This window comes from Rhodococcus sp. WB9, assembly GCF_007558985.1.
In the GTDB taxonomy this organism is placed as follows: domain Bacteria; phylum Actinomycetota; class Actinomycetes; order Mycobacteriales; family Mycobacteriaceae; genus Rhodococcus_F; species Rhodococcus_F opacus.
The window spans coordinates 2,218,378-2,241,271 of sequence record NZ_CP041769.1 but is presented as its reverse complement, the minus strand read 5'-3'; the positions used below and the strand labels follow the sequence as shown (position 1 = coordinate 2,241,271).

15 protein-coding genes are annotated in these 22,894 nt (G+C 68.8%); 12 read left to right on the top strand and 3 right to left on the bottom strand.

Annotated elements, in window-relative coordinates; all coding sequences use genetic code 11:
* Window positions 1-63 precede the first annotated feature (63 nt).
* Window positions 64-3,246 (top strand): NAD-glutamate dehydrogenase domain-containing protein, encoded by a 3,183-nt coding sequence (locus FND50_RS10370; protein ID WP_144285698.1) that lies wholly within the window; start codon window positions 64-66, stop codon window positions 3,244-3,246.
* A gap of 51 nt (window positions 3,247-3,297) precedes the next feature.
* The gene (locus tag FND50_RS10365) at window positions 3,298-4,659 is read left to right on the top strand and encodes an NAD(P)/FAD-dependent oxidoreductase (protein WP_144285697.1); all 1,362 of its coding nucleotides are present in this window, start codon (window positions 3,298-3,300) and stop codon (window positions 4,657-4,659) included.
* A 25-nt stretch (window positions 4,660-4,684) separates the two neighbouring features.
* Here FND50_RS10365 and FND50_RS10360 read toward each other — a convergent pair whose 3' ends face one another.
* Window positions 4,685-6,211 (bottom strand): PucR family transcriptional regulator, encoded by a 1,527-nt coding sequence (locus FND50_RS10360; RefSeq protein WP_144285696.1) that lies wholly within the window; start codon window positions 6,209-6,211, stop codon window positions 4,685-4,687.
* Window positions 6,212-6,498: 287 nt separating this feature from the next.
* Here FND50_RS10360 and FND50_RS10355 point away from each other — a divergent pair, with 287 nt between their 5' ends.
* The gene (locus FND50_RS10355) at window positions 6,499-7,737 is read left to right on the top strand and encodes an MFS transporter (RefSeq protein WP_144285695.1); all 1,239 of its coding nucleotides are present in this window, start codon (window positions 6,499-6,501) and stop codon (window positions 7,735-7,737) included.
* Between the two features lie 18 nt (window positions 7,738-7,755).
* On the top strand, window positions 7,756-9,405 hold the full coding sequence (locus FND50_RS10350; RefSeq protein WP_144285694.1) for an amidohydrolase: 1,650 nt from the start codon (window positions 7,756-7,758) through the stop codon (window positions 9,403-9,405).
* 18 nt (window positions 9,406-9,423) lie between these two features.
* On the opposite strand, the gene FND50_RS10345 is transcribed toward FND50_RS10350, so the two are convergent.
* Entirely contained in the window at window positions 9,424-10,047 is a 624-nt protein-coding gene (locus FND50_RS10345; RefSeq protein WP_186301265.1) for a TetR/AcrR family transcriptional regulator, read from the bottom strand.
* 102 nt (window positions 10,048-10,149) lie between these two features.
* Between FND50_RS10345 and FND50_RS10340 the strand changes: the two genes are divergently transcribed.
* The 8 genes from FND50_RS10340 (at window position 10,150) to FND50_RS10305 (ending at window position 22,311) form a co-directional block, all read left to right on the top strand.
* On the top strand, window positions 10,150-11,580 hold the full coding sequence (locus FND50_RS10340) for an APC family permease (protein WP_144285692.1): 1,431 nt from the start codon (window positions 10,150-10,152) through the stop codon (window positions 11,578-11,580).
* Window positions 11,580-13,253, top strand: a complete 1,674-nt coding sequence (locus FND50_RS10335; RefSeq protein WP_144285691.1) for an amidohydrolase — start codon at window positions 11,580-11,582, stop codon at window positions 13,251-13,253. The genes FND50_RS10340 and FND50_RS10335 overlap by 1 nt, the downstream gene beginning before the upstream one ends.
* Before the next feature lie 185 nt (window positions 13,254-13,438).
* Complete coding sequence (locus FND50_RS10330; protein ID WP_144285690.1) at window positions 13,439-14,869, top strand: gamma-aminobutyraldehyde dehydrogenase; 1,431 nt, start codon at window positions 13,439-13,441, stop codon at window positions 14,867-14,869.
* A gap of 51 nt (window positions 14,870-14,920) precedes the next feature.
* Complete coding sequence (gene gabT / locus FND50_RS10325; protein ID WP_144285689.1) at window positions 14,921-16,261, top strand: 4-aminobutyrate--2-oxoglutarate transaminase; 1,341 nt, start codon at window positions 14,921-14,923, stop codon at window positions 16,259-16,261.
* An 80-nt stretch (window positions 16,262-16,341) separates the two neighbouring features.
* Window positions 16,342-18,303 carry a primary-amine oxidase gene (locus tag FND50_RS10320; protein WP_144285688.1) on the top strand — a complete coding sequence of 654 codons (1,962 nt, stop codon included), beginning with the start codon at window positions 16,342-16,344 and terminating at the stop codon, window positions 18,301-18,303.
* Entirely contained in the window at window positions 18,296-19,750 is a 1,455-nt protein-coding gene (locus FND50_RS10315; RefSeq protein ID WP_144285687.1) for an NAD-dependent succinate-semialdehyde dehydrogenase, read from the top strand. Before FND50_RS10320 ends, FND50_RS10315 begins: the two co-directional genes overlap by 8 nt.
* Before the next feature lie 34 nt (window positions 19,751-19,784).
* Entirely contained in the window at window positions 19,785-20,675 is an 891-nt protein-coding gene (locus FND50_RS10310; RefSeq protein ID WP_144285686.1) for a universal stress protein, read from the top strand.
* 55 nt (window positions 20,676-20,730) lie between these two features.
* On the top strand, window positions 20,731-22,311 hold the full coding sequence (locus FND50_RS10305; RefSeq protein WP_144285685.1) for an APC family permease: 1,581 nt from the start codon (window positions 20,731-20,733) through the stop codon (window positions 22,309-22,311).
* Here FND50_RS10305 and FND50_RS10300 read toward each other — a convergent pair.
* The gene (locus FND50_RS10300) at window positions 22,271-22,882 is read right to left on the bottom strand and encodes a TetR/AcrR family transcriptional regulator (RefSeq protein ID WP_005238594.1); all 612 of its coding nucleotides are present in this window, start codon (window positions 22,880-22,882) and stop codon (window positions 22,271-22,273) included. The two genes, FND50_RS10305 and FND50_RS10300, sit on opposite strands and share 41 nt — an antisense overlap.
* Between the last annotated feature and the right edge of the window lie 12 nt (window positions 22,883-22,894).

Genomic DNA, 22,894 nt, shown 5'->3' with positions numbered 1-22,894 from the left:
CTCTTCTCGACACACTGGTTCCCAAGTCACGCGTTTGCCAGATCAGGGGTCAGGAGCCACACGATGAGCTATACCGGTGTCATTCCGAGCACGACCGACACACCCCGTCCACGCCAGGACGAGGCCGCCGTGTCGAGCGCGGTCCTGGCGTCCGGAGGGACCACTCCGCGGCTGCGATTCGTCGACACCGCGGATGCACTGCCCGAGCCGGCCGCCGTCATGGTCTGGCCGCAGGGGACCCCGTTGCTCGCCGAGCTGGTCGCACTGTTCGCGGACCTCGGGTTGCGGGTCGCGTCCCACGAACAGCTGCCCGCGGGCGAGCCCGGCAGCCCGCTGGTCCACCGGTTCGACTTCAGCACCGGCGACTTCGCCTGGGACGCCGAAACTCCGGGTCTGCTGTCCGACGCGTTCGAGGCTGCGGCCGCCGGACATCTGGAGGTCGACGGATTCACCCGCCTCGTCGCCGCGGCGAACCTGACGTGGACGGACGCCGTCCTGGTCCGGGCGGCGTGCCGCTACCTCCGTCAGGTGGGGCTGGGACTGTCGGAACCCAACATTGTCGCGATCCTGTTGCGGCACAGTGATTTCGTGCGCGGATTCCGCGACCTGTTCATCGCCCGTTTCGATCCCGCCGCCACCGGCCCCGACCGGGACAGCGCCGTCGCGGACGCGGAGCGCGTGCTGCTCGACGCGATCGACCGCACCGCGACGCTGGACGAGGACCGTCTGCTCCGCGGCCTGCTGTCGTTCACGTCGGCGGTGCTGCGCACCAACTGGTTCCAGCACGACCGCACGATCAGCGCCGCCCCCGCCGCGTTCAAGATCGACCCGTCGCTGCTGTCGCTGTCCGCGGCCGTGACCCCGTACCGCGAGATATTCGTGCACTCGCCGATCGTCGAGGGCAGCCACGTCCGCAGCGGTCCGGTCTCGCGCGGCGGGCTGCGGTGGTCGGACCGCAAGGACGATTTCCGCACCGAGGTCCTGGGTCTGATGAAGACACAGCACGTGAAGAACTCGCTGATCGTTCCGATGGGCGCGAAGGGCGCGTTCGTGGTGCGCACCGAGACGACGCCCGACGCGGTCCGCGCGGCATACACGAGTTTCATCGACGGACTGCTCGACGTCACCGACGACATCGTCGACGGCGAGGTGGTCCACCCCCGCGACACGGTGATCTACGACGACGCCGACCCCTATCTGGTGGTGGCCGCCGACAAGGGCACGGCCCGATTCTCCGACCTGGCCAACAGCATCGCGACGCGTCGCGGCTTCTGGCTCGGCGACGCGTTCGCGTCCGGTGGCTCCGCCGGCTACGACCACAAGGCGATGGGCATCACGGCGCGCGGCGGATGGGTCTCCGTCCGCAGGCATTTCGCCGAGATGGGCAAGAACGTCGACACCGACGCGTTCACGGTGGTCGGCATCGGCGACATGTCCGGCGACGTGTTCGGCAACGGGATGCTGCTCAGCCGCGCCATCCGGTTGGTCGGCGCGTTCGACCACCGGCACATCTTCCTCGATCCCGAACCGGATTCCGAGGCGTCCTACCGGGAGCGCGAGCGCCTCGCGTCCGTGCCCGGCAGCAGCTGGGACGACTACGACCGGAGCCTCGTGTCGGCGGGCGGCGGCGTGTGGCCGCGGACGGCGAAGAAGATCCCGCTGTCGCCGCAGGTGCGTGAACGCCTCGGCGTCACCGCCACCGAACTCCCGCCGCACGAGGTGGTGAAGGCGCTGCTGACCGCGGATGTGGATCTGCTGTGGAACGGCGGAATCGGAACGTACGTCAAGGCTTCCGCCGAGGGGCACGCCGACGCCGCCGACCCGGCCAACGACGCCGTCCGGGTGGAGGCGAGCGATGTGCGCGCCGCGGTGATCGGTGAGGGCGGCAACCTCGGCCTCACGCAGCGCGCCCGCATCGAGTACGCGCTGAACGGCGGCCGGATCAATGCCGACTTCATCGACAACGCCACCGGGGTCGCCACGTCGGATCGGGAAGTGAACCTGAAGGTCGCGCTGGACGCGGCCGTGGCGGCCGGCGAACTCCCCGCCGAGGAACGGAACACGCTGCTCGCCCGCGTCCAGGACGAGATCGGCGAATCGGTGCTCGCCGACGCCGCCTCCCAGACCCTCGCCATCAGCCTCGCCGAGGTCCACGCACCGTTCCTGCTCGGACGCCACGAGCGGCTGATCGAGAACCTCGAGCGGGACGCCGGGATCAGCCGGGCCGCGGAAGTCCTGCCGTCGGCGGCGGAACTGTCGGCGCGGCACCGCGCGGGCCAGGGACTGGTCCGGCCGGAGATCGCGGTTCTGCTCGCACAGTCGAAGAACCTCGTCGTCACCGAACTGCTCGCCTCCCCCGTGCTCGACGACGCCGTGTTCGACGGTGTTCTCGCCGACTACTTCCCGGCGTCCATCCGCGAACGCGTCCCCCAGCAGATCAGCGGTCACCGGCTGGCCCGGGAGATCGTGGCCGTGATCGTGGCCGGCGACATGATCGACCGTGTCGGACCCGGCCTGATCCACCGCCTCGAGGAGCGGCTCGGCGTCGGCACCCCCGAGATCACCGTCGCGTACGCGGTGGTGCGGCAGGTGTTCGACATCGACCACCTGTGGAACGAGGTCCTCACCCTGCCCGGCGCATCCCACCGAACCCGGCTGAACCTGCACTTCGGTATCCAGGACCTGATCGAGCGCACCACGTCGTGGCTCCTGCGGCATCGCAGCGCCGGCACGGATGCGCAGCAGCTGATCGAGCGCTTCGCGAAGCCGGTCCAGGAACTCGCCGCGGCACTGCCTCGCCTCACCGGTGCGCCCGCCCAGGACCTGGGCACGCTGCGGATCCTGGCGCAGGGCTTCGCGCTGGAGACCACCGCGCAGTCGCTCGACCTGCCGATCACCCAGGTCGCCGAGACGTACCGCGAATTCGGCCGGGTGGTGGGCCTCGACTGGCTGTCGGAACGGTTCTCCGTCGGCGAGACCGGGACCGCCTACTGGGAGGCGATGGCGGGAGCCGTCCTCGTCGACAACCTGCAGGAGCACTGGCACGGCCTGATCGGACTGGTGTTGCGCGACGCCTCGCCCGCGACGTCCGCCGCCGACGCCGTCGCCGACTGGCTGACCGAACACACCACCGCCGCGGACCGCCTGGCACAGATGCTCGGCGAGCTGCGGAGCCACGACCGTGTGGACAACTCGAGCATCTGCGTCATCGACGCCGAACTGTCGCTCGCGCTCACCCGCTGCTAACCGAACCACATTTCACGAACCCTTCAGCACTTCAACCAAAGGAGCTCGAAAGTGCCTACTCTCCAACGTGATGTCGCCGTCGTCGGCGCCGGCCCGTCCGGCCTGGCCGCAGCCACCGCGCTGCGCAAGGCGGGGCTGTCCGTCGCGGTCCTGGAGGCGCGCGACCGCGTGGGTGGCCGGACCTGGACCGACACCATCGACGGCGCGATGCTGGAGATCGGCGGCCAGTGGGTCTCCCCCGACCAGACGACGCTCATCTCCCTGCTCGACGAACTCGGACTCGAGACGTTCGACCGGTACCGCGAGGGTGAGTCCGTCTACATCTCCGCCGCCGGCGAACGCACCCGCTACACCGGCGAGTCCTTCCCGGTCGACGAGACGACCCGTAAGGAGATGGACCGGCTGATCCAGATCCTCGACGACCTCGCCGCGCAGGTCGGCGCCGAGGAGCCCTGGGCGCACCCCCTGGCCCGCGAACTGGACACGATCTCGTTCAAGCACTGGCTGATCGAGCAGTCCGACGACGCCGAGGCCCGCGACAACATCGGCCTGTTCATCGCAGGCGGCATGCTGACCAAGCCCGCACACTCGTTCTCCGCGCTGCAGGCCGTGCTCATGGCCGCGTCCGCCGGATCGTTCTCGCACCTGGTGGACGAGGACTTCATCCTCGACAAGCGCGTCATCGGCGGCATGCAGCAGGTGTCGATCCGGATGGCGGCCGCCCTCGGCGACGACGTCTTCCTGAACGCGCCGGTGCGCACCGTCCAGTGGAGCGAGGACGGTGCAGTCGTGCTGGCGGACGGGGACATTCGCGTGGAGGCGTCCCGCGTCGTGCTCGCCGTCCCGCCGAACCTGTACTCCCGCATCTCCTACGACCCGCCGCTGCCGCGCCGCCAGCACCAGATGCACCAGCACCAGTCGCTGGGACTCGTCATCAAGGTGCACGCCGTGTACGAGACCCCGTTCTGGCGTGAAGACGGTCTCGCCGGCACCGGATTCGGCGCGTCCGAGGTCGTCCAGGAGGTGTACGACAACACCAACTACGAGGACAGCCGGGGAACCCTCGTCGCGTTCGTGTCGGACGAGAAGGCCGACGCCATGTTCGAACTGAGTGAAGAGGAGCGTCGGGCCACCATCCTCGGTTCGCTCGCCCGCTACCTCGGACCGAAGGCCGCCGAGCCGGTCGTCTACTACGAGTCCGACTGGGGCTCCGAGGAATGGACCCGGGGCGCGTACGCCGCGAGCTTCGACCTCGGCGGCCTGCACCGGTACGGCAAGGACACGCGGACGCCGGTCGGACCGTTCCACTTCTCCTGCTCGGACATCGCCGCCGAGGGCTACCAGCACGTGGACGGCGCCGTGCGGATGGGTCAGCGCACCGCCGCGGACATCGTCGCCCGCCTCGGGAAGTAATCCCGTCCGATCATCGCCCGGCAGGTCACGACTGCCGGGCGATGATCGCGAGCAGCAGTTCGGCGCGCACCCGCGCCACGTCCAGCCTGCAGTCGATCAACGACTCGATCCGCGCCATGCGACTGCGCAGGGTGTGCCGGTGCACGCCCATCGCCGCGGCCGCCGACTCCCAGTGGCCGTTCGCCTCGAGGAACGCCCGCAGCGATCCCAGCAGTTCCGTGCCGTTGGTGCGGTCGTAGTCGTCGATCGGCGCGATCATCGTGTCCGCCAGGGAGTTCAGCACCTCCCGCGTCGAGCTGAAGGCGAGCAGCGCGCTACCGGTCAGCGCCGCGAACTCCAACGGCTCGGCCCCGGCCTCGGCGGCCGACGCGGCGAGCTGGGACTGTTCGATGGCCGCCACCAGACCGGCGACCTCCCGCTTCCCGCTCAGCCCCGCACGGATCGCCTTCCGCGCCGGCCCGGACAGTCCGCGTAGCATCGCCCGCGCGAAGTCCACGTCGTCGGTACCCCGCAGCAGAACGGTGACCCGCGTGTCGTGGCGGCGCGAGAAGAGTTGCCGCCCGGCCTTGTTCATGGCGACCGCGACCGCCGACTCCACCCGTTCCGCGAGTGCCGGTGTCTCGGCCACGACCGTGAGTCCACGGACCATCCCGTCCGCGTCTGCGGCGTGCCGGATCTGCGACCAGGCGGGCGCGAGGTCGCGGTCCTCGGTGAGCAGCAGGCCGAGGGCGTGCGAGTTGAGCCGGTTCTGTGCGGTCCGGAGCCGCACCGGCTTCTCGAAGTCCAGCGCGAGCAACGAGTTCGCGTGACCGAGCAGGATCTGGTCGACGTGGCTGAGCGCGGTGGGGCTGATCACGGCGAGGTGCCCGTGTGGTGTGCTGCCGACGCTGATCTGCTGCACGGTGATCGACGCACCCGACCGTGCCAGCGACACGCTGCTCGACGCCCCGCCGGTGCCCGCCTCCAGCACTTCCCGCAGTTCCCCGATCACATCCTCCGCCGGCCGCGCCGGATGGGACTCCAGCACCCGGCCGGACAGGTCGAGGAGCAGGACGGTGGCCGACGTGGCGACGGCCAGCTCACGCACGGTGGCGCCGGTGCCGCCCTGGATGACGGCGCGGGTCATCCGCGGTTGGGCCCGGGACGCGCGCAGCACCGCCTCGTACTCCTGCTCCGCGAGTCGGTTCATGACCCGCTTGACCACGGCCGCGAACGGTGTCGGCAACGGCACCTCGAGCAGCGGCAGCCCGATCTCGTCGGCGACGGCCACCAGGTCCTCGGGAACCTCCGGATGCGAGAGACCGGTGCCGAACCCGACCGCCGCCACCCCGGCTTCACCGAGGCCGCGCAGGTATCGGGCCCGGTCGGCGGCGGTCAGCGGGAGCCGGATGCCGGTGGTGAGGAGCAATTCTCCGCCGGAGAGCCACCGGAAGGGGTCCTGCAGTTCGGTGGTGTGGGCGAATGTGATCTCGTTGCCGAGACCGGCGGCGCCACCCTTCAGCTCGAGAGCCAGGTCCGGCTGGGACAACATCCAGCGAACGGGAACGGTCATGTCGGCTCCTGCGCATTGCGGTCGGGTCCGTGCCACCCTGACCGGTCGGGATCGGGATAGCGCTGGACAAATTGGCCAGCGGAGCACGGACGACTACTCCATTGTGTCAGACGTCGACCCTCGGGCAACGCCGAGACCCAACATTAACGAATTGAGTTCGTTTGACCCCTTGCATACGGGACGCGCCCTCCTCATACTTAACGAATCCCATTCGCTAAGTGACCCACGTCTCACGCGGGCGCCACCCGAGACACGGAGTTGTCGTTGACCCACCCCAGGAATCCCACGTGACCGCCGCAGTCCGCGTCCCACTGACACTCGGCCGAGGTATCGCCACGTTCAGCGTCTTCGTCGTCGGCTACATCACGGCCAACCTGATCCCGCTCATGATCATCGCGATGGTGGACGATCTCGGCATCACCCAGACCGTCGCCGGCGCCGTCCTCACCGGCTCCCTGCTGGCCACCGCACTCGTCTGCCTCGCGACCACCCGGTGGGCGGCGGGGCGCTCGCGCCACCTGCTCGGCCGCGTCAGCCTCGTCGTGATGGCCGCGGGATTCGCCGTCGCCGCCACCGTCCACTCGGCCCCGATCGCGTGCGTCGCGATCATCGTCGGCGGGATCGGTGCCGGTGGCGCGGTCGCGGTCGGCGGGGCAGCTCTGGCCGCGCTGAACAATCCGAACCGGGTGTCCGGGATCAACGGGCTCGTCAACCGCACCGCGGTCACCGGAATACTGGCACTGATCCCGATCCTCGGCCTGCACATGACCAATGCCTTCGGGATCGTCGCGGTACTGGCGCTGGCGACGGTCTTCACGATCAGCTGGTTGCCGTCCGCCCCGGCCGTCGAGGACGACTCGGCGAGCACCGCGGACACACCAACCCCGTTGCCCGAGGGCGTCACCGAGAAGAAACTGGCCGTTGCCGGCTTCACCCTGCTCGTGCTCTTCGCGATCTGGGCGATCGGCGAGGACTCGCTGTGGGCGGTGTCCGGCATCATGGGCGCCGAACACGCCGCCCTGACGGAACAGCAGATGGGTCTGGCCCTCAGCCTCTCCACCGCGGGCGGCATCGGCGCCGCTCTCGTCCTGACCGCGCTCGGGTCACGCCTCGGACGCACCGTCCCCACCGCCGTCCTCCTCGTGCTCGGCGCCGCCCTCAAACTGGGCTCGTGCCAGGCCACCGATTCGACGACGTATCTGGTGCTCATCATCGCCTGGAACACGGTCTACGCCGCGGCCTTCATCTACGTGGTGGCCATCGCGGCCGCGCTGGACCCATCCGGCCGCTGGTCCGCCCCGCTCCTCGGGACGTATCTGGTGGGGTCCGCCTTCGCCCCGCTCTTCGGCACCCTCGTGACCGGCGCAGTCGGCTACGTCGCGTTCGGCTTCGTCCTGGCGGGCATCAGCCTCGTCCTGCTCGTCCCGATCGTGTCGATCGCCCGCCTGTCGACGCGCACCGAGCGGGCCTCCGCGTCACCCGGACAGGCTCCGACTGCCCGGTACACCACTTCGGTCGTCGTCTGACGGAAAGAGAGAACTCCAATGAACACCGACACGACGACCCTCTACCGCGGCGGCCGGATCTTCACCGCCGCCGAACCCGCCTGGGCCGAGTCGATGATCGTCGAGGGCGATCGCCTCACGTACGTCGGCGACACCGCGACCGCCGACACGCTGTCCGGCGACGCCCGCGTCGTCGAACTCGGCGGGGCCCTCGTCCTGCCCGGCTTCATCGACGCCCACACCCACCTGCTGATGATGGGCCAGGCCCTCCAGAAGGTGGACCTGCAGAGCGCCGACGATCTGAACGACATCCAGGACCGCATCCGCCGATTCGCCGCCGAGAACCCGGACGCACCCCGGCTCCTGGGACGCAGCTGGCTGTTTTCGGCACTCGACGGGCACCCGCCGACCCGGCAGATGATCGACGCGGCCGAGGCCGACCGTCCCGTGTACCTCGATTCCAACGATGTGCACTCGGCGTGGGTGAACACGGCCGCGCTCCGCGAACTCGGCATCGACGCGGACACTCCCGACCCGATCGGCGGCCGGATCGAGCGCGACCCCGTCACCGGCGAGGCCACCGGCATGCTCTACGAGACGGCGGTGACCCAGATCGTGTGGCCCGCCCTCGCGAAGCTGGTCAGCGACACCGAGCGGGATGTCGCCCTCGCGGCGGCGTTCGAGCAGTATCTCGCGGACGGCGTCACCGGGGCGGTCGACATGGCGCTCGGCGCGGACGAACTCGAGGCGCTCGAACGCGCACTGGCCGCCGGCGGGGACACGCTGCCGCTCCGGGTGGCCGGGCACTGGCTGATCGAACGAACCGATTCGGACGAGGAGAACGTCCGCCAGGTGCACGAGGCGGTGGAGCACCACCTGCGACTGCAGGGTCCGTGGCTGCGGATGGCCGGGATCAAGATCATCATCGACGGCGTCATCGACAGCTGCACCGCGGCGATGAAGGAGCCGTACTCGGACGGCACGAACGCCGAACCGATCTGGGATCGCGCCTCGCTGGCACCGGTGGTCGTCGCAGCGGATGCCGCCGGCCTGCAGGTGGCGCTGCACGCGATCGGCGACGAGGCGTCGGAGATCGCGCTCGCCGCGCTCGAACAGGCGATCGCCGCCAACGGGATTCGACCGCGTCGGCACCGGATGGAGCACCTGGAGACGATCACGAAGGACAACGTGCAGCGGCTTGCGCGCCTCGGCGTCGTCGCGTCGATGCAGCCGGTCCATGCCGATCCGGCGATCCAGGACAACTGGCGGGCGATGCTGGGCGACCATCGGGTCGAGCGGGCGTTCCCGTGGCCCGAGATGACCGCCGCGGGCGCCGTCCTCGCGCTGGGGTCCGACGCCCCCACGGCGCCGCATCCCCCGCTGCCCAACATGTACATCGCGACGACGCGCAAGTCCGCGATCGATCCGGCGCTCGCACCCAACCTGCCCGAGTACGCACTGCCGATGGCCGACGCGCTCGCGCACGCCACCCGCGACGCCGCCTACTCGTGCCGCTGGGACGACCTCACCGGTCAACTCGTCACGGGCAAGGCCGCCGACTTCGTGGTCCTCGACGGTGATCCGTTCACCGCCGGCGCCGATTCCCTCCTCACCGCGCGGGTGCAGCTGACCGTGGTGGCCGGCTCGGTGCGCCACGAAGCGGAGATGACAGGCAGCCACCCGGCGTAGCCGACGCAGCCGGCCCGGTCAGTCCCGTTCGGCTGCGGCGTCTTCCGTGACGCCGCAGCCGATCTGCTCACAGAACCCCAGCATCGCCCTGCGCGCGGCATCGACGGTGATGAGACTGTTTCCCCCGACGATGTGCAGCCCGTAGGCGTCCTCGAGGGCCACCAGATTCATTGCCGCCTGGTCGATGTCGCCGCGCACGGTGAACTCCCCCGCCGCGTGCCCGTCGCCGAGGATGGCGCGGTACGTCGCGAGCTGACGCAGATACATCTTCTGGACAAGTTCGTCATGCAGCGCCGAAGTGCCTGTCATGAAGTCGAATTCGTACAACAGCCGCATCAGGGTGTCGTCGGGACCGCTCGGCAGCCCGGCGTCGATGGCCGTCCGCAGTTTGGCGGCGTACGACGACTGCGCGGCCACCGCCTCGTCGCGCAGGTCGCAATAGCGCTCGGTGCCCGCCCGGTGGGCCTCGACGAGAAGCGAATCCAGATCGTCGAAGTAGTAGAGCAGCGCGCCGCGCGTCAGGCCCGCGCGCTTCGCGACATCGGTCAGGGACAGCGACCTGAGCCCTTGCGCGGATCCCGCCTGGAGTGTCGCCTCGATGAGCTCGGAACGCCGCTGCTTCTGAGTGTTCGGTCGCGCCATGCCGTTGACACTAGCCGACGTGATCTGTGACACTCGGCCCAGTTGTTTGACAGACCTGTCAAAAAACTATTTCCCCCCTCCCCCTCCCCGAACGGACAGCTCATGGACCAGACCGCCCGGCCACCCACCGCCACTCCCCCCGCCGCACCCGGCACCTACGAGGCCTCGCTCTCCCGGAGCATCGGCGTCGGCGGAAACATCCTGATCACCCTGTCGTCGATCTCGCCGGCGTCGAGCGTCTTCATCCTCGGCGGTTCGGCGCTCGCCCTGTTCGGCATCGGCGTGTTCTGGGCGTTCCTCGTCGCCGGCATCGTGAGCATCCTCATCGCCTTCTGCTACGCCGAACTCGCGTCCGCGTATCCCGTTGCCGGCGGCGACTACTCACTCGTGTCGCGGGCACTCGGACCGGCCTTCGGCGTCGCCACGTTCTTCATCAGCCTCATCTCCCTGCCGCTGATCATCGCTGTCTTCGCCCTCGGAGTGGCCGACTACCTGGGCGTCGCGATCCACGGCCTGTCGCCGCAGCAGACCGCGCTCGTCGTGGTCGTGATCACCACCGTGACCGCATGTTTCGACATCCGCACCAACGCATGGCTCACCGGGGTCTTCCTGGGCGTCGAGATGGCGGCGCTGGCTCTGCTCACCGTCCTCGGTTTCGTCCACATGGAACGGCCACTGACCAGCCTCCTCAGCCCGGAGGTTCTCGATCCGAGCACCGGCAACCTCGCACCACTGGCGATCTCCGGACTGATGCTGGCCGTCACCCAGGGAATCTTCGCGTACAACGGCTACGGCGGCGCCGTGTACTTCGCCGAGGAGACCAAGAACGCCGCCCGCTCGATCGCGAAGGCAGTGATCTGGAGCGCCGTCATCACCGTCGCCACCGAACTCGTCCCGCTCATCGCGATCCTGGTGGGCGCCCGCTCGCAGACCGAACTCTTCGGTTCCAGCCTTCCCGTCGAGGCATTCCTCACCGAACGCGCCGGTCACGCCGTCGCCATGGTGGTCCTGCTCTCGATCGCCCTCGCCGTGATCAACGCGATCATCGCGATCACGCTGCAGGCGGGCCGGCTTCTCTACGCCGCCGCACGCGATCGCGCCCTCCCCGAGACCGTCGCCGCGCCGCTGCAGACCGTCAGCACCAAGGGCCGCGTCCCCGTCCTCGCCACCGTCGTGATGGGCGCCATCGCGTTCGCCGCGTGCTTCGTCCCGCTGGACGTCCTGCTCACCGCCACCGGGTCGACCCTGACGTTCACGTACCTGTTCATCGCGCTGGCCGCGATCAACCACCGTCGCGGCGGCACCACCCGAACCGGCTACCGCATGCCGTTGTGGCCGCTGGCCCCGGGAATCTGCATCGCCGCGCTCGGCCTCGTCTTCGTCGTCACGCTGCTCGACCCGGAGCAGTGGCTCAGCCTCGGCATCTCCCTCGGACTCGTCACCGCCGGCTTCGTCTACTTCGCCCTGTACCTGCGACCGCGCAAGAACACCCACCTGCTGTTGCTGAACGCCGCCCCTGAGGAGAACTGCTGATGCTCGACCTGCTTCTGACCAACGGCGTCGTGCGGACGTTCGACACCACCGGCCGGGCCCAGGCCGTCGGCATCGCGGACGGCCACATCCGGTACGTCGGGACCACCGAGGACGCCCCCGCCGCCCGGCGCACCATCGACCTGCGAGGGCGACTGCTCACCCCCGGGATCATCGACAGCCACAACCACCTTCTCCTCGGATTCGATCCCGACGCCGTGAGCCTCGAAGGCGCACCCGACCTCACCGAGGTCCGGCGACGGATCGGCGCGCACGCGGCCACCCGCCCCGACCTCGACTGGATCTGCGCCGAGAACGCCGTCTACTCCGTGGTGACCGGGCGCCGCCCGAACGCCGCCGACCTTCGCGGCCTCACCGACCGCCCGGTCTTCATCACGACCTACGACCAGCACTCGGTGTGGCTGAACGACGCCGCACTGCGTGTGCTCGGAATCGACCGCGGCACCCAGATCCCCTGGGGAAGACCGGAATTCGACGACGACGGCGTCCCCACCGGCTGGGTCACGGACTTCTACACCAGCGCGATGACACGGGCCGGTCTGGCCGGTCTGCAACGCGACATCCCGATGTACTCCCCCGACCGCCGCTATCGGCGCATCACGTCCAGCCTGGAGATGGCGACCGCGAGCGGTATCACCACCGTCGTCGAACCGCAGGTCCCGCTGGCCGAACTCGATCTGATGTACCGGGCGCGCGCCGAGGGGCGGATGCACTCGCGGGTGATCACCGCCCTGTTCCACCCGGTTGGCGCCGACGCCGCGTTCCGCCGGGACCTGCGGGAGGCCGTGGACAGCGCACCCGTCGACGACATGCTCCGGCTCGGGCCGGTCAAGCTGTACGCCGACGACGTGATCGAACCGCACACCGCGGCCATGCTGTCCGACTACGCGAACCGGCCGGGGCATCGCGGCGCGCCCAGCCTGCCGCCGCAGGAGTTCACCGCGATGCTCACCGAACTCGACCGCCTCGGCTTCCAGACGCACACCCACGCCACCGGCGACTGGGGAATCCGGCTGGCGCTCGACTCGATCGAGCACGCCGGCCGCGCGAACGGGACGGTCGACCGACGGCATGGCATCGTCCACGTCGAATGCCTCCATCCCGAGGACCTTCCCCGGTTCCGGGAGCTCGGCGTGGTCGCGGCGATGCAGCCGCGGCACTGCTCTCCCGACCTCGTCGCGGGAACGTGGATGGAGAACGTCGGCGAGGACCGGTGGGACCGGGCGTGGCGATTCCGTTCGCTCGCCGAGTCGGGGGCGGCGCTGGCGTTCTCGAGCGACTGGCAGGTCGGGGAGATGGATCCGCTCGTCGGCCTGTACTCCGCCCTCACCCGCTCGGGTCTGGACGGCCGCACCGACTGGACTCCGCGCGAACGGATGGACCTGGATTCGGCGCTGCGGGCGTACACCCGCGGCGGCGCGTGGGCGTGGCACGCCGAGGACGAGCTCGGAGTGATCCGTCCGGGCGCCCGCGCCGACCTGGTCGTCTGGTCGGAGGACCTCTACACGCTCGAGCCCGGACAACTGCTGGACCAGCGGGCCGACCTCACCCTCGTCGGCGGCGCGATCGTGCACGACGCCGCCTCGGCGAGCGCCGTTGCGGACGTACCGTTCGCCGGCTCCGGCGCGGCCGGCCACACCTGCTCGCACGGGTGACTCCGGATTGGACAACTCGGCGCGGCGGGGGGCGCGTCTTTCACCATTTTGTCAGCTGCCCCTGGCTTGTGAGGCAGCGCACACTTGTTTTCAGATGCTCTGCAACTCCGGACTCCGGTCGGACTGATCGACCGACGGTCCGTTCCGACACACGAGTTTCGACCCCACGAGAGGAACCGGTACGAATGTCGATCGACGTACTCGAGAACTACATCAACGGTGAGTTCGTCGCCTCATCCGCGACGGAGACGCTGGACTTGATCAACCCCGTGGACGAGAGCGTCGTCGGGCGTGCGCCCGTCTCCACCAAGGCCGACGTGGACGCCGCCGTCGAGGCAGCCGAGCGGGCCTTCGTCTCGTGGGGCAAGACCACCCCGAGCGTGCGGCAGACCGCGTTGCTGAAGCTCGCCGACGCGATCGAGGCGCACAGCGACGAACTCGTCGAGGCGGAATGCCGCAACACCGGGCAGCCCAAGCAGGTCATCGCCGACGAAGAGATCAAGGTGGGCGCCGACCAGCTCCGCTTCTTCGCGGGCGCGGCCCGGATGCTCGAAGGCAAGGCCGCCGGCGAGTACATGGACGGCTTCACGTCCTACGTGCGCCGCGAGCCGATCGGTGTCGTCGGTCAGGTCACCCCGTGGAACTACCCGTTCATGATGGCGCTGTGGAAGATCGGCCCCGCGCTCGCGGCAGGCAACACGATCGTGCTCAAGCCGAGCGACACCACCCCGAACAGCACGCTCGTCCTGGCCCGGCTGACCAAGGGGATCCTGCCGGACGGCGTCTTCAACGTCGTCCTCGGCAACGGCGAGACCGGCGCGACCCTCGTCGAGAACCCGGCCCTCGGACTGGTGTCGATCACCGGATCCGTGCGCGCCGGTATCGCCGTCGCCGTCTCCGCCGCACGCCAGCTCAAGCGCGCGCACCTCGAATTGGGCGGCAAGGCCCCCGCCATCGTCTTCGGTGACGTCGACATCGAGAAGACCGCGAGCGGCATCGCCGAGGCAGCCTTCTTCAACGGTGGCCAGGACTGCACCGCCGCCACCCGCGTCCTCGTCCACGAGTCCATCCACGACCAGCTCGTCGACGCCCTCGTCCGCAAGGCCGAGACACTCGTGCCCGGTCTGCCGGACGACCCGGACACGTTCTACGGCCCGCTCAACAACATCAACCACTTCAACGCGGTCAGTTCCAAGATCGCCTCGCTCCCCACCTCGGCCAAGATCGTCACCGGCGGAAAGCGTTCGGGAGAGCAAGGATTCTTCTTCGAACCCACCGTGATCACCGGCGTCGACCAGCGCGACGACATCGTGCAGGAGGAGACGTTCGGCCCCATCCTCACCGTGCAGAGCTTCTCCGACGAGAAGGAGGCCGTCACCCTCGCCAACGATGTCCGGTACGGTCTGGCGTCGAGTGTGTGGACCAACGATCACGGCGTCACGCAACGCCTCTCGGCCGCACTCGATTTCGGCGCCGTGTGGATCAACTGCCACATCCCGCTCGTCGCCGAGATGCCGCACGGCGGATTCAAGTACTCCGGCTACGGCAAGGACCTCTCCGGCTACGGCGTCGAGGACTACACCCGCATCAAGCACGTCATGAGTTCCCACGACTGACGTCGCCCACCCCATACCCATCCACGTCACGACCCCGAGGACTGCACCAACATGAACGACATCCAGTACCGGCTGCCGCAGAAGCGCGCCCTGGTCACCGAGCTCCCCGGCCCGAAGTCGGCGGCCCTCACCGCACGTCGCCGGGCCACCGTGGCCGCGGGCGTCGGCTCCAGCGTCCCCGTGTACGCGGCGGATGCCGACGGTGGTGTGGTCGTCGACGTCGACGGCAACTCCCTGATCGACCTCGGCTCGGGCATCGCGGTCACCAGCGTGGGCGCGTCCGATCCGGCCGTCGCCGAGGCGGTTCGGGAGCAGGTCGGGCACTTCACCCACACCTGTTTCATGGTCACCCCGTACGAGGGCTACGTCCGCGTGGCGGAGGAGCTCGCCGCCCTCACCCCCGGCGACCACGAGAAGCGCACCGTCCTGTTCAACTCGGGCGCGGAGGCCGTGGAGAACGCGATCAAGGTTGCTCGCCTCGCCACCGGCCGCGACGCCGTCGTCGCGTTCGACCACGCCTACCACGGTCGTACGAACCTGACGATGGCCCTCACCGCCAAGTCGATGCCCTACAAGGCCCACTTCGGTCCGTTCGCGCCCGAGGTGTACCGGCTCCCCATGTCCTACCCCTACCGGGACCAGGACGGACTGACCGGTGAGCAGGCCGCCCAGCGCGCCATCAGCCAGATGGAGAAGCAGATCGGCGCCGATTCACTCGCGGCGATCATCATCGAGCCGATCCAGGGCGAGGGCGGATTCATCGTTCCCGCCGAGGGATTCCTCCCCACCCTGGTGAACTGGGCCCGCGCCAACGGCGTCGTGTTCATCGCCGACGAGGTCCAGACCGGGTTCTCCCGCACCGGCGCCTGGTTCGCGTGCGAGCACGAGGAGATCGTCCCGGACATCATCACGATGGCCAAGGGCATGGCGGGCGGCATGCCGCTGTCCGCGATCACGGGCCGCGCCGAACTCCTCGACAAGGTGCACCCCGGCGGTCTGGGTGGCACGTACGGCGGCAACCCCGTCGCGTGTGCCGCCGCGCTCGCCGCGATCGACAGCATGCGGAAGTTCGACCTGCCCGCTCGCGCACAGCACATCGGCGACCTGGCCCTGCCGCGGCTGAAGGCACTGGCCGCCGACATCGGCGTCATCGGTGACGTGCGCGGACGCGGCGCGATGCTCGCGATGGAGTTCGTCAAGCCCGGCACCGACGAGCCGGACGCCGAACTGACGAAGGCGATTGCCGCACATGCGCTCGAACAAGGTGTCATTCTGCTGACGTGCGGTACCTACGGAAACGTCATCCGACTGCTTCCGCCGCTGGTGATCAGCGACGATCTGCTCGACGACGCCCTGACCGTCATAGAGCAGATCGTGCGCTCGCTCGTCTGACCCGTGCGCCTTTTCGGTAGTCACCGCAACCGAAAAGGCGCACGAGCACGAACTGCCACCCCACGACCAGAGGAGACACCATGACCCGGACGACCACCGGCACGTTCCATCCTCTGGACCCGTTGGGGGCGGACGAATTCGCGAAGGCCGCGGCCGTCCTCGCCCGGGAACACGGGGTCGGGGACGGCTGGCGGTACGCGTCGATCGAACTGGCCGAGCCCGGCAAGGCCGAGGTGTCGGAGTTCGACGCGTCGGGCACCGTCCCGGACCGCCGGGCCGTCGTCGTGTGCTTCGACCGCAACAGCGGAGACACCTACAAGGCGCTCGTCTCGCTCGCGGGAGACAACGTGGTCTCCTGGGAGCACATCCCCGACGTCCAGGCGAATTTCACGGTGGACGAATGGGAAGAGGCGGACGCCTTCCTCCGCGGGCACCCGGACGTGATCGCGGCGCTCGCGAAGCGCGGGATCACGGACATGAGCCTGGTGTTCATGGACGTGTGGACGTACGGCGACGCGGTGACCCCGGAGAAGTACAAGGGACGCCGGCTCGGCTGGTCGGACACCTGGGTCCGGGCGGCCGAGGGCGCCAACCCGTACGCGGGCCCCGTCAACGGTTTCCACTGCGTGATCGACGTCAACAAGATGGAACTGCTCGAGATCGAGGACACGTTCAGCGTCGAACGTCCCGAGATCATGGGCGAGTACGTGCCCCGGCACATCCCGGAACGGATCCGCGACGCGAGCACGCGGCCGCCGCTGAAGCCGTTGGACATCGTCCAGCCGGAGGGACCGTCGTTCACGCTCGAGGGCAACAAGCTCGAGTGGCAGAACTGGTCGCTGCGGGTGGGGTTCAACTACCGCGAGGGCATGACCCTGCACGCGGTGACCTACAACGACAACGGCCGGGTGCGCTCGATCGCGAACCGGATGTCGTTCGCGGAAATGGCGGTGCCGTATCGCGACACCAGCACCGATCATTACCGCCGCACCGCCTTCGACATCGGCGAGTGGGGCATCGGGTTCATGACCACGTCACTCACCCTGGGCTGCGACTGCCTGGGCGAGATCCGGTATCTCGACGCCGTACTCCACGACAGCCACGGTGTGCCGTTCACCATCGAGAACGCGATCTGTATCCACGAGGAGGACAACGCCGTCCTCTGGAAGCACGTCGACCACGATGCGGGCGCCGAGGTGCGCCGCATGCGGCGGCTGACGGTGTCGACACACGTGACGGTCGCGAACTACGAATATCTCGTCTACTGGCGGTTCTACCAGGACGGCAACATCGAATGCGAGGTCCGCGCCACCGGGATCATGGTGGTCAGCCACTTCCCGGAAGGCGGGGAGCACCCCAGCGGGACGCTCGTCGACAACCGCACGTACGCGCCGTTCCACCAGCACTTCCTGGTCGCCCGCCTCGATCTCGACGTGGACGGCACCGAGAACACGGTGTACGCCACCGAGACCGAAGTGGTGCCGATGGGCCCGGACAACCCTCTGGGTCTCGCGCTGCGCCAGAAGAACACCCCGCTGCGCACCGAACTCGAGGGCCGACAGGACTTCGACTGGCAGAGCCAGCGGGCGTGGAAGGTGGTCAACGACAACGCGACCACCGGGCTCGGCACCGCCCCCGCCTACAAGCTCGTTCCCGGCGGCGCGATCCCGTCGATGTTCGACCCGGCGTCGCCGATATTCCAGCGCACCGGTGCGATCGGCCACACCGTCTGGGTGACGCCCAACTCACCCGACGAGCGCTGGCCCGCCGGGGAATTCGTGAACCAGAGCAAGATCGATCACGGACTTCCCGCCTGGACCGCGGCCGACCGCCCGATCGAGAACACCGACGTGGTGCTCTGGTACACGTTCGGTATCCACCACATTCCCCGGCCGGAGGACTGGCCGATCATGCCTGCGGACACCGTGTCCTTCTGGCTGAAGCCGGTCGGATTCTTCGACCGCAACCCCGCCCTCGACGTCGCCCCCACCCCGGAGGCGTGCGATCACCACCCTTCCCACCACGAGGACTCCGATGACTGATTTCGAACGGCTCCGCGCCACCCTGCCCACCGGTCTGTGGATCGACGGCGCCCAGACCGACCCGATCGACGGCGGCACGTTCCCGGTCTACGACCCGGCCACCGGAACCCTCATCGCCGACGTCGCCGATGCCGGCGGCAAGGACGCGATGCGCGCACTGGACTCCGCCGCGGCGGTCCAGGAGGAATGGGCGGCGACCGCGCCGCGGCAGCGGTCGATCATCCTGCGCTCGGCGTGGGAGAAGGTCATCGAGCGCACCGACGACCTCGCGCTGCTGATGACGATGGAGATGGGCAAGGCCCTGCCGGAAAGCCGCGGCGAGGTGAACTACGGCGCCGAGTTCCTGCGCTGGTTCAGCGAGGAAGCCGTCCGCATCCAGGGCCGCTACACCACGTCACCGTCCGGCAACGGACGGATCATGGTCACCAAGGTTCCGGTCGGACCCACCCTGGCCGTCACACCGTGGAACTTCCCGCTCGCGATGGGCACCCGCAAGATCGGCCCCGCGCTCGCCGCCGGCTGCACGATCATCGTCAAGCCCGCCGAGGACACCCCGCTCACCATGCTGCTGCTCGCCGAGATCTTCGCCGAGGCAGGCCTGCCCGCCGGTGTGCTGTCGGTGCTGCCCGCGTCGAACGCCGCCGCCGTCACCGAACCGCTGCTCGCGGATCCGCGGCTGCGGAAGGTGACGTTCACCGGATCCACCCGGGTCGGCAAGATCCTCATCGAGCAGTCCGCCCAGCAGGTGCTGCGCACCTCGATGGAACTCGGCGGCAACGCCCCGTTCGTGGTGTTCGACGACGCCGACATCGACGCCGCGGTCGAGGGCGCGATGGCCGCGAAGATGCGCAACGGCGGCGAGGCCTGCACCGCCGCCAACCGCCTGATCGTCGCCAACTCGGTGCGCGAGGAATTCACCACCAAGCTCACCGACCGGATCGCCGCACTCACCGTCGGACCGGGCAGCGAAGACGGCACCAACGTCGGCCCCCTCGTCAACGAGAAGCAGCGCCGCAACGTGGCGTCCCTCGTCGACGACGCCGTCGCCGCGGGCGCCCGGGTCCGCACCGGCGGCAAGTCCGTCGACGGTCCCGGCTACTTCTTCCAGCCCACCGTCCTCGACGAGGTGCCCGCCAACGCGCGCATCGTCCGCGAGGAGATCTTCGGACCCGTCGCCGCGATCACCGGTTTCGACACCGAGGCCGAGGGCGTCGCCGCCGCCAACGACACCGAATACGGCCTCGCCGCGTACATCTACACACAGAACGTCGACCGTGCGTTCCGCGTCGCCGACAAACTCGAGAGCGGCATGGTCGGCGTCAACCGCGGCGTCATCTCCGACGTCGCCGCGCCGTTCGGTGGAGTCAAGCAGTCCGGCCTCGGCAGCGAAGGCGGCACCGAAGGCATCGAGGAGTACCTCGAGACCAAGTACGTCGGCTTCGCGTAAACCACCCGCCCCGAGACAGATCGGAACCGTCACCATGCGTTTGGTCGTTGGATATCTCGCCACCCCCAGCGGGGAGGACGGTCTTGCCCTCGGGGCGCAGCTCGCCCGCAGTCTCGGCGCACAGCTCGACATCTGCATGGTGCTCCCGCCGGACCGGACGGTCCCGGCGAGAGTTCCGGCAGAGACCGGCTACGACGACATCCTCGCCTCCCGTGCCCAGCGCTGGCTGGACGAGGCGAAGTCGTCGGTGCCGAGCGACATCGACGTGGACGTCCACCTGAGCTTCCACGATTCGTTCGCCCAGGGTCTCATCGACGAGGTGTCCCGGCTGGGGGCGCAGGCAATCGTCGTCGGCGCCGCCGGGGACGGCCTGCTGGGGCGGCACTCCGTCGGCTCCGTGTCGACGGAACTGCTGCACTCGGCGCACGTTCCGCTGGCCCTCGCGCCCCGCGGCTATCGGCATTCCTCCGCGAAGAAAATCCGCGAGGTCACCTGCGCGCTCGGGACCCGGACCGGGGCGGATGTGCTGCTGCGGACGGCGGTGCGGACGTGCGAGCGGATGCAGACCCCGCTCCGCCTCGTCTCCCTCGTCGCACTCGACCCGCAGAACGACCTCCGCGATCACCGGGACACCCCCGACGACATCCGCGACCGGGCCGTCGCCCACGCGCAGAGCACCCTCGAAGCAGCGAAATCCGCTCTTCCCGAAGACTTTCCCGTGTCCGTCACGATCGCCGACGGATCCTCCGTGGAATCGGCGGTCCGCACACTCGACTGGCAGGACGGCGACCTCGTGATGGTCGGCTCCAGCCGGCTCGCCCAACCACATCGACTGTTCCTGGGATCCACCGCGGCCAAGATGCTCCGCGTCCTGCCGGTGCCCATGGTGGTCGTCCCCAAGCAGGAGTTCGAAAACAGTGAGTAAACCGTCCGCGACACCCGCCCCGGATCCACGCTCGTTCCCGACCGGAGGTTCAGACATGACGAACAGCGAAGGCGCACCGCCGTCGGCCGACGGCGCCGTGAGCGCCAAGGGGCTGGCCACCGGTGCGGTCGGGACCTTCTCCGGGGCGATCCTCGGAATCTCCTCCGTAGCACCGGGTTACACGCTGACGGCCAGCATCGGACTGATCGTCGCGGCCGTCGGGTTGAAGATGCCCGCCATCTTCATCGCCGGCTTCATTCCCATGTTCCTCACGGCGTACGCCTACCGCGAACTCAACTCCGAATCCCCAGACTGCGGTGCGTCGTTCACCTGGTCGACGAAGGCGTTCGGACCGTACGTCGGGTGGATGTGTGGCTGGGGCATGGTGATCGCCACGATCATCGTGCTCTCGAACCTCGCGGCGATCGCCGTGCAGTTCTTCTATCTGTTCATCGCGAAACTCTTCGACGCCCCGAGCATCGCGGATCTGCCGGGCAACAAATTCGTGAATGTGGGCACCACACTGCTCTTCATCGCGCTCGCCACGTGGATCGCCAGTCGCGGCATCACCACCAGTGAGAAGCTGCAGTTCGCGCTGGTCGGCTTCCAGATGGTCCTGCTCATCGCCTTCGCGGTGGTGGCACTGGTTCACGTCGGCAACGGATCCGCCCCCGCCGGGCTCTCGTTCGACCTGAGCTGGTTCAACCCGTTCACGGGACTGGCCCTCGGTGCGTTCGTGATCGGCCTGACGGGTTCGATCTTCGCGTTCTGGGGCTGGGACACCTGCCTGACACTGGGCGAGGAGTCGAAGAACCCGAAGAAGACCCCCGGTCGCGCCGGACTGCTGTGCGTCGCGACGATTCTGCTGACCTACCTGCTCGTGTCCGTCGCGGCGATGATGTACGCCGGCGTCGGCGAGGACGGTCTCGGCCTCGGCAACCCGGACAACTCCGAGAACGTCTTCGGCGCCCTCGCCGATCCGGTTCTCGGCAACTGGGGCGGCATGCTGCTGTTCCTCGCCGTGTTCGTCTCTTCGGTCGCGAGCCTGCAGACCACGTTCCTGCCCGCCGCGCGCACGATGCTGGCCATGGGCGCCTACGGCGCGTTCCCGAAGAAGCTCGCCGAGGTGTCGCCGCGATTCCTGGTGCCGTCCTACGCGACCGTCGTCGCCGGTGTCGTGACCGCGGTCTTCTACACCGTCGTCACGTTCCTGTCGGAGCGCACACTGCTCGACACGATCGCCGCGCTGGGCATCATGATCTGCTGGTACTACGGCATCACCGCGTTCGCCTGCGTCTGGTATTTCCGGGGCCGGTTGTTCACGAGCGTGCGCAACGCCGTCTTCCGGTTCGCGTTCCCGCTGCTCGGCGGGCTGATGCTGTTCGCCGTGTTCATCATCTCGATCGACGAGAGCATGGACCCGGAGAACGCGAGCGGTGCGTCCATCGGCGGAATCGGCCTCGTCTTCTTCCTCGGCTTCGGCATCCTCCTGCTCGGCGCCGTGCTGATGATGGTCATGCGCTTCCGCAATCCCGCCTTCTTCCGTGGCGAGACCCTCAACCGTGACACGTCCGCGTTGCGGGACGAGGGCGATCTCACGGCTCGATCGGAGCCTGCGCCACCAAGCCCGCGATAAGCGTCCGCAGCCCGAACTCGAATGCTGCATCCGCCCGTCCGGGGTTCGGCCCGGACGTGGCGAGGGCGGCGAGCATGGCCTCGTTCGCCTCCGGGGCGGTCGCCCAGACCACTTCGGGTGCGGCGAGGTCCAGCGCCGACCCCAGCACGAAGCTGTCGACCGTCGTGATGGCGTGCAAAATCTCCTCGGGCGTGAAGCCGCCGTCCGAGAATGCCTGCGCCAGCGCGTTGTACAGCCCGAACGCCACACCGGACTGCACTGTGTGCGCGGTGAACAGAGGAATCAGCCGAGGATGCTCGGCGTAGTTGCGCCGATACTCGCGCGCCAGGCCGGCCACCGTCTCGCTCCACTTGCCGTCGGGGTCCGCCACCACGATGCCCGCCATCATCCTGGCACGCATCAGTTCGATGATCTCCGCCCTCCCGGACACGTGGTTGTACAGCGAGGAGGGCCGCACCTTCAGCCGTTCGGCGAGACCCGGCATCGTGAAATCACCGGTGAGGTCCACCATGCGCATGGCAGCTTCGGTGATGATCTCCGGCGACAGCAGTCGCTGTGATGGCCGTGGCATGGGTGCCCTCCT

Bases quoted from the DNA above. Each gene is read 5' to 3' on its own strand.
- FND50_RS10370 (WP_144285698.1), top strand. From the start codon at position 64: ATGAGCTATACCGGTGTCATTCCGAGCACGACCGACACACCCCGTCCA.
- FND50_RS10360 (WP_144285696.1), bottom strand. From the start codon at position 6,211: ATGACCGTTCCCGTTCGCTGGATGTTGTCCCAGCCGGACCTGGCTCTC.
- FND50_RS10350 (WP_144285694.1), top strand. From the start codon at position 7,756: ATGAACACCGACACGACGACCCTCTACCGCGGCGGCCGGATCTTCACC.
- FND50_RS10345 (WP_186301265.1), bottom strand. From the start codon at position 10,047: ATGGCGCGACCGAACACTCAGAAGCAGCGGCGTTCCGAGCTCATCGAG.
- FND50_RS10340 (WP_144285692.1), top strand. From the start codon at position 10,150: ATGGACCAGACCGCCCGGCCACCCACCGCCACTCCCCCCGCCGCACCC.
- FND50_RS10335 (WP_144285691.1), top strand. From the start codon at position 11,580: ATGCTCGACCTGCTTCTGACCAACGGCGTCGTGCGGACGTTCGACACC.
- FND50_RS10330 (WP_144285690.1), top strand. From the start codon at position 13,439: ATGTCGATCGACGTACTCGAGAACTACATCAACGGTGAGTTCGTCGCC.
- gabT (WP_144285689.1), top strand. From the start codon at position 14,921: ATGAACGACATCCAGTACCGGCTGCCGCAGAAGCGCGCCCTGGTCACC.
- FND50_RS10320 (WP_144285688.1), top strand. From the start codon at position 16,342: ATGACCCGGACGACCACCGGCACGTTCCATCCTCTGGACCCGTTGGGG.
- FND50_RS10315 (WP_144285687.1), top strand. From the start codon at position 18,296: ATGACTGATTTCGAACGGCTCCGCGCCACCCTGCCCACCGGTCTGTGG.
- FND50_RS10310 (WP_144285686.1), top strand. From the start codon at position 19,785: ATGCGTTTGGTCGTTGGATATCTCGCCACCCCCAGCGGGGAGGACGGT.
- FND50_RS10305 (WP_144285685.1), top strand. From the start codon at position 20,731: ATGACGAACAGCGAAGGCGCACCGCCGTCGGCCGACGGCGCCGTGAGC.
- FND50_RS10300 (WP_005238594.1), bottom strand. From the start codon at position 22,882: ATGCCACGGCCATCACAGCGACTGCTGTCGCCGGAGATCATCACCGAA.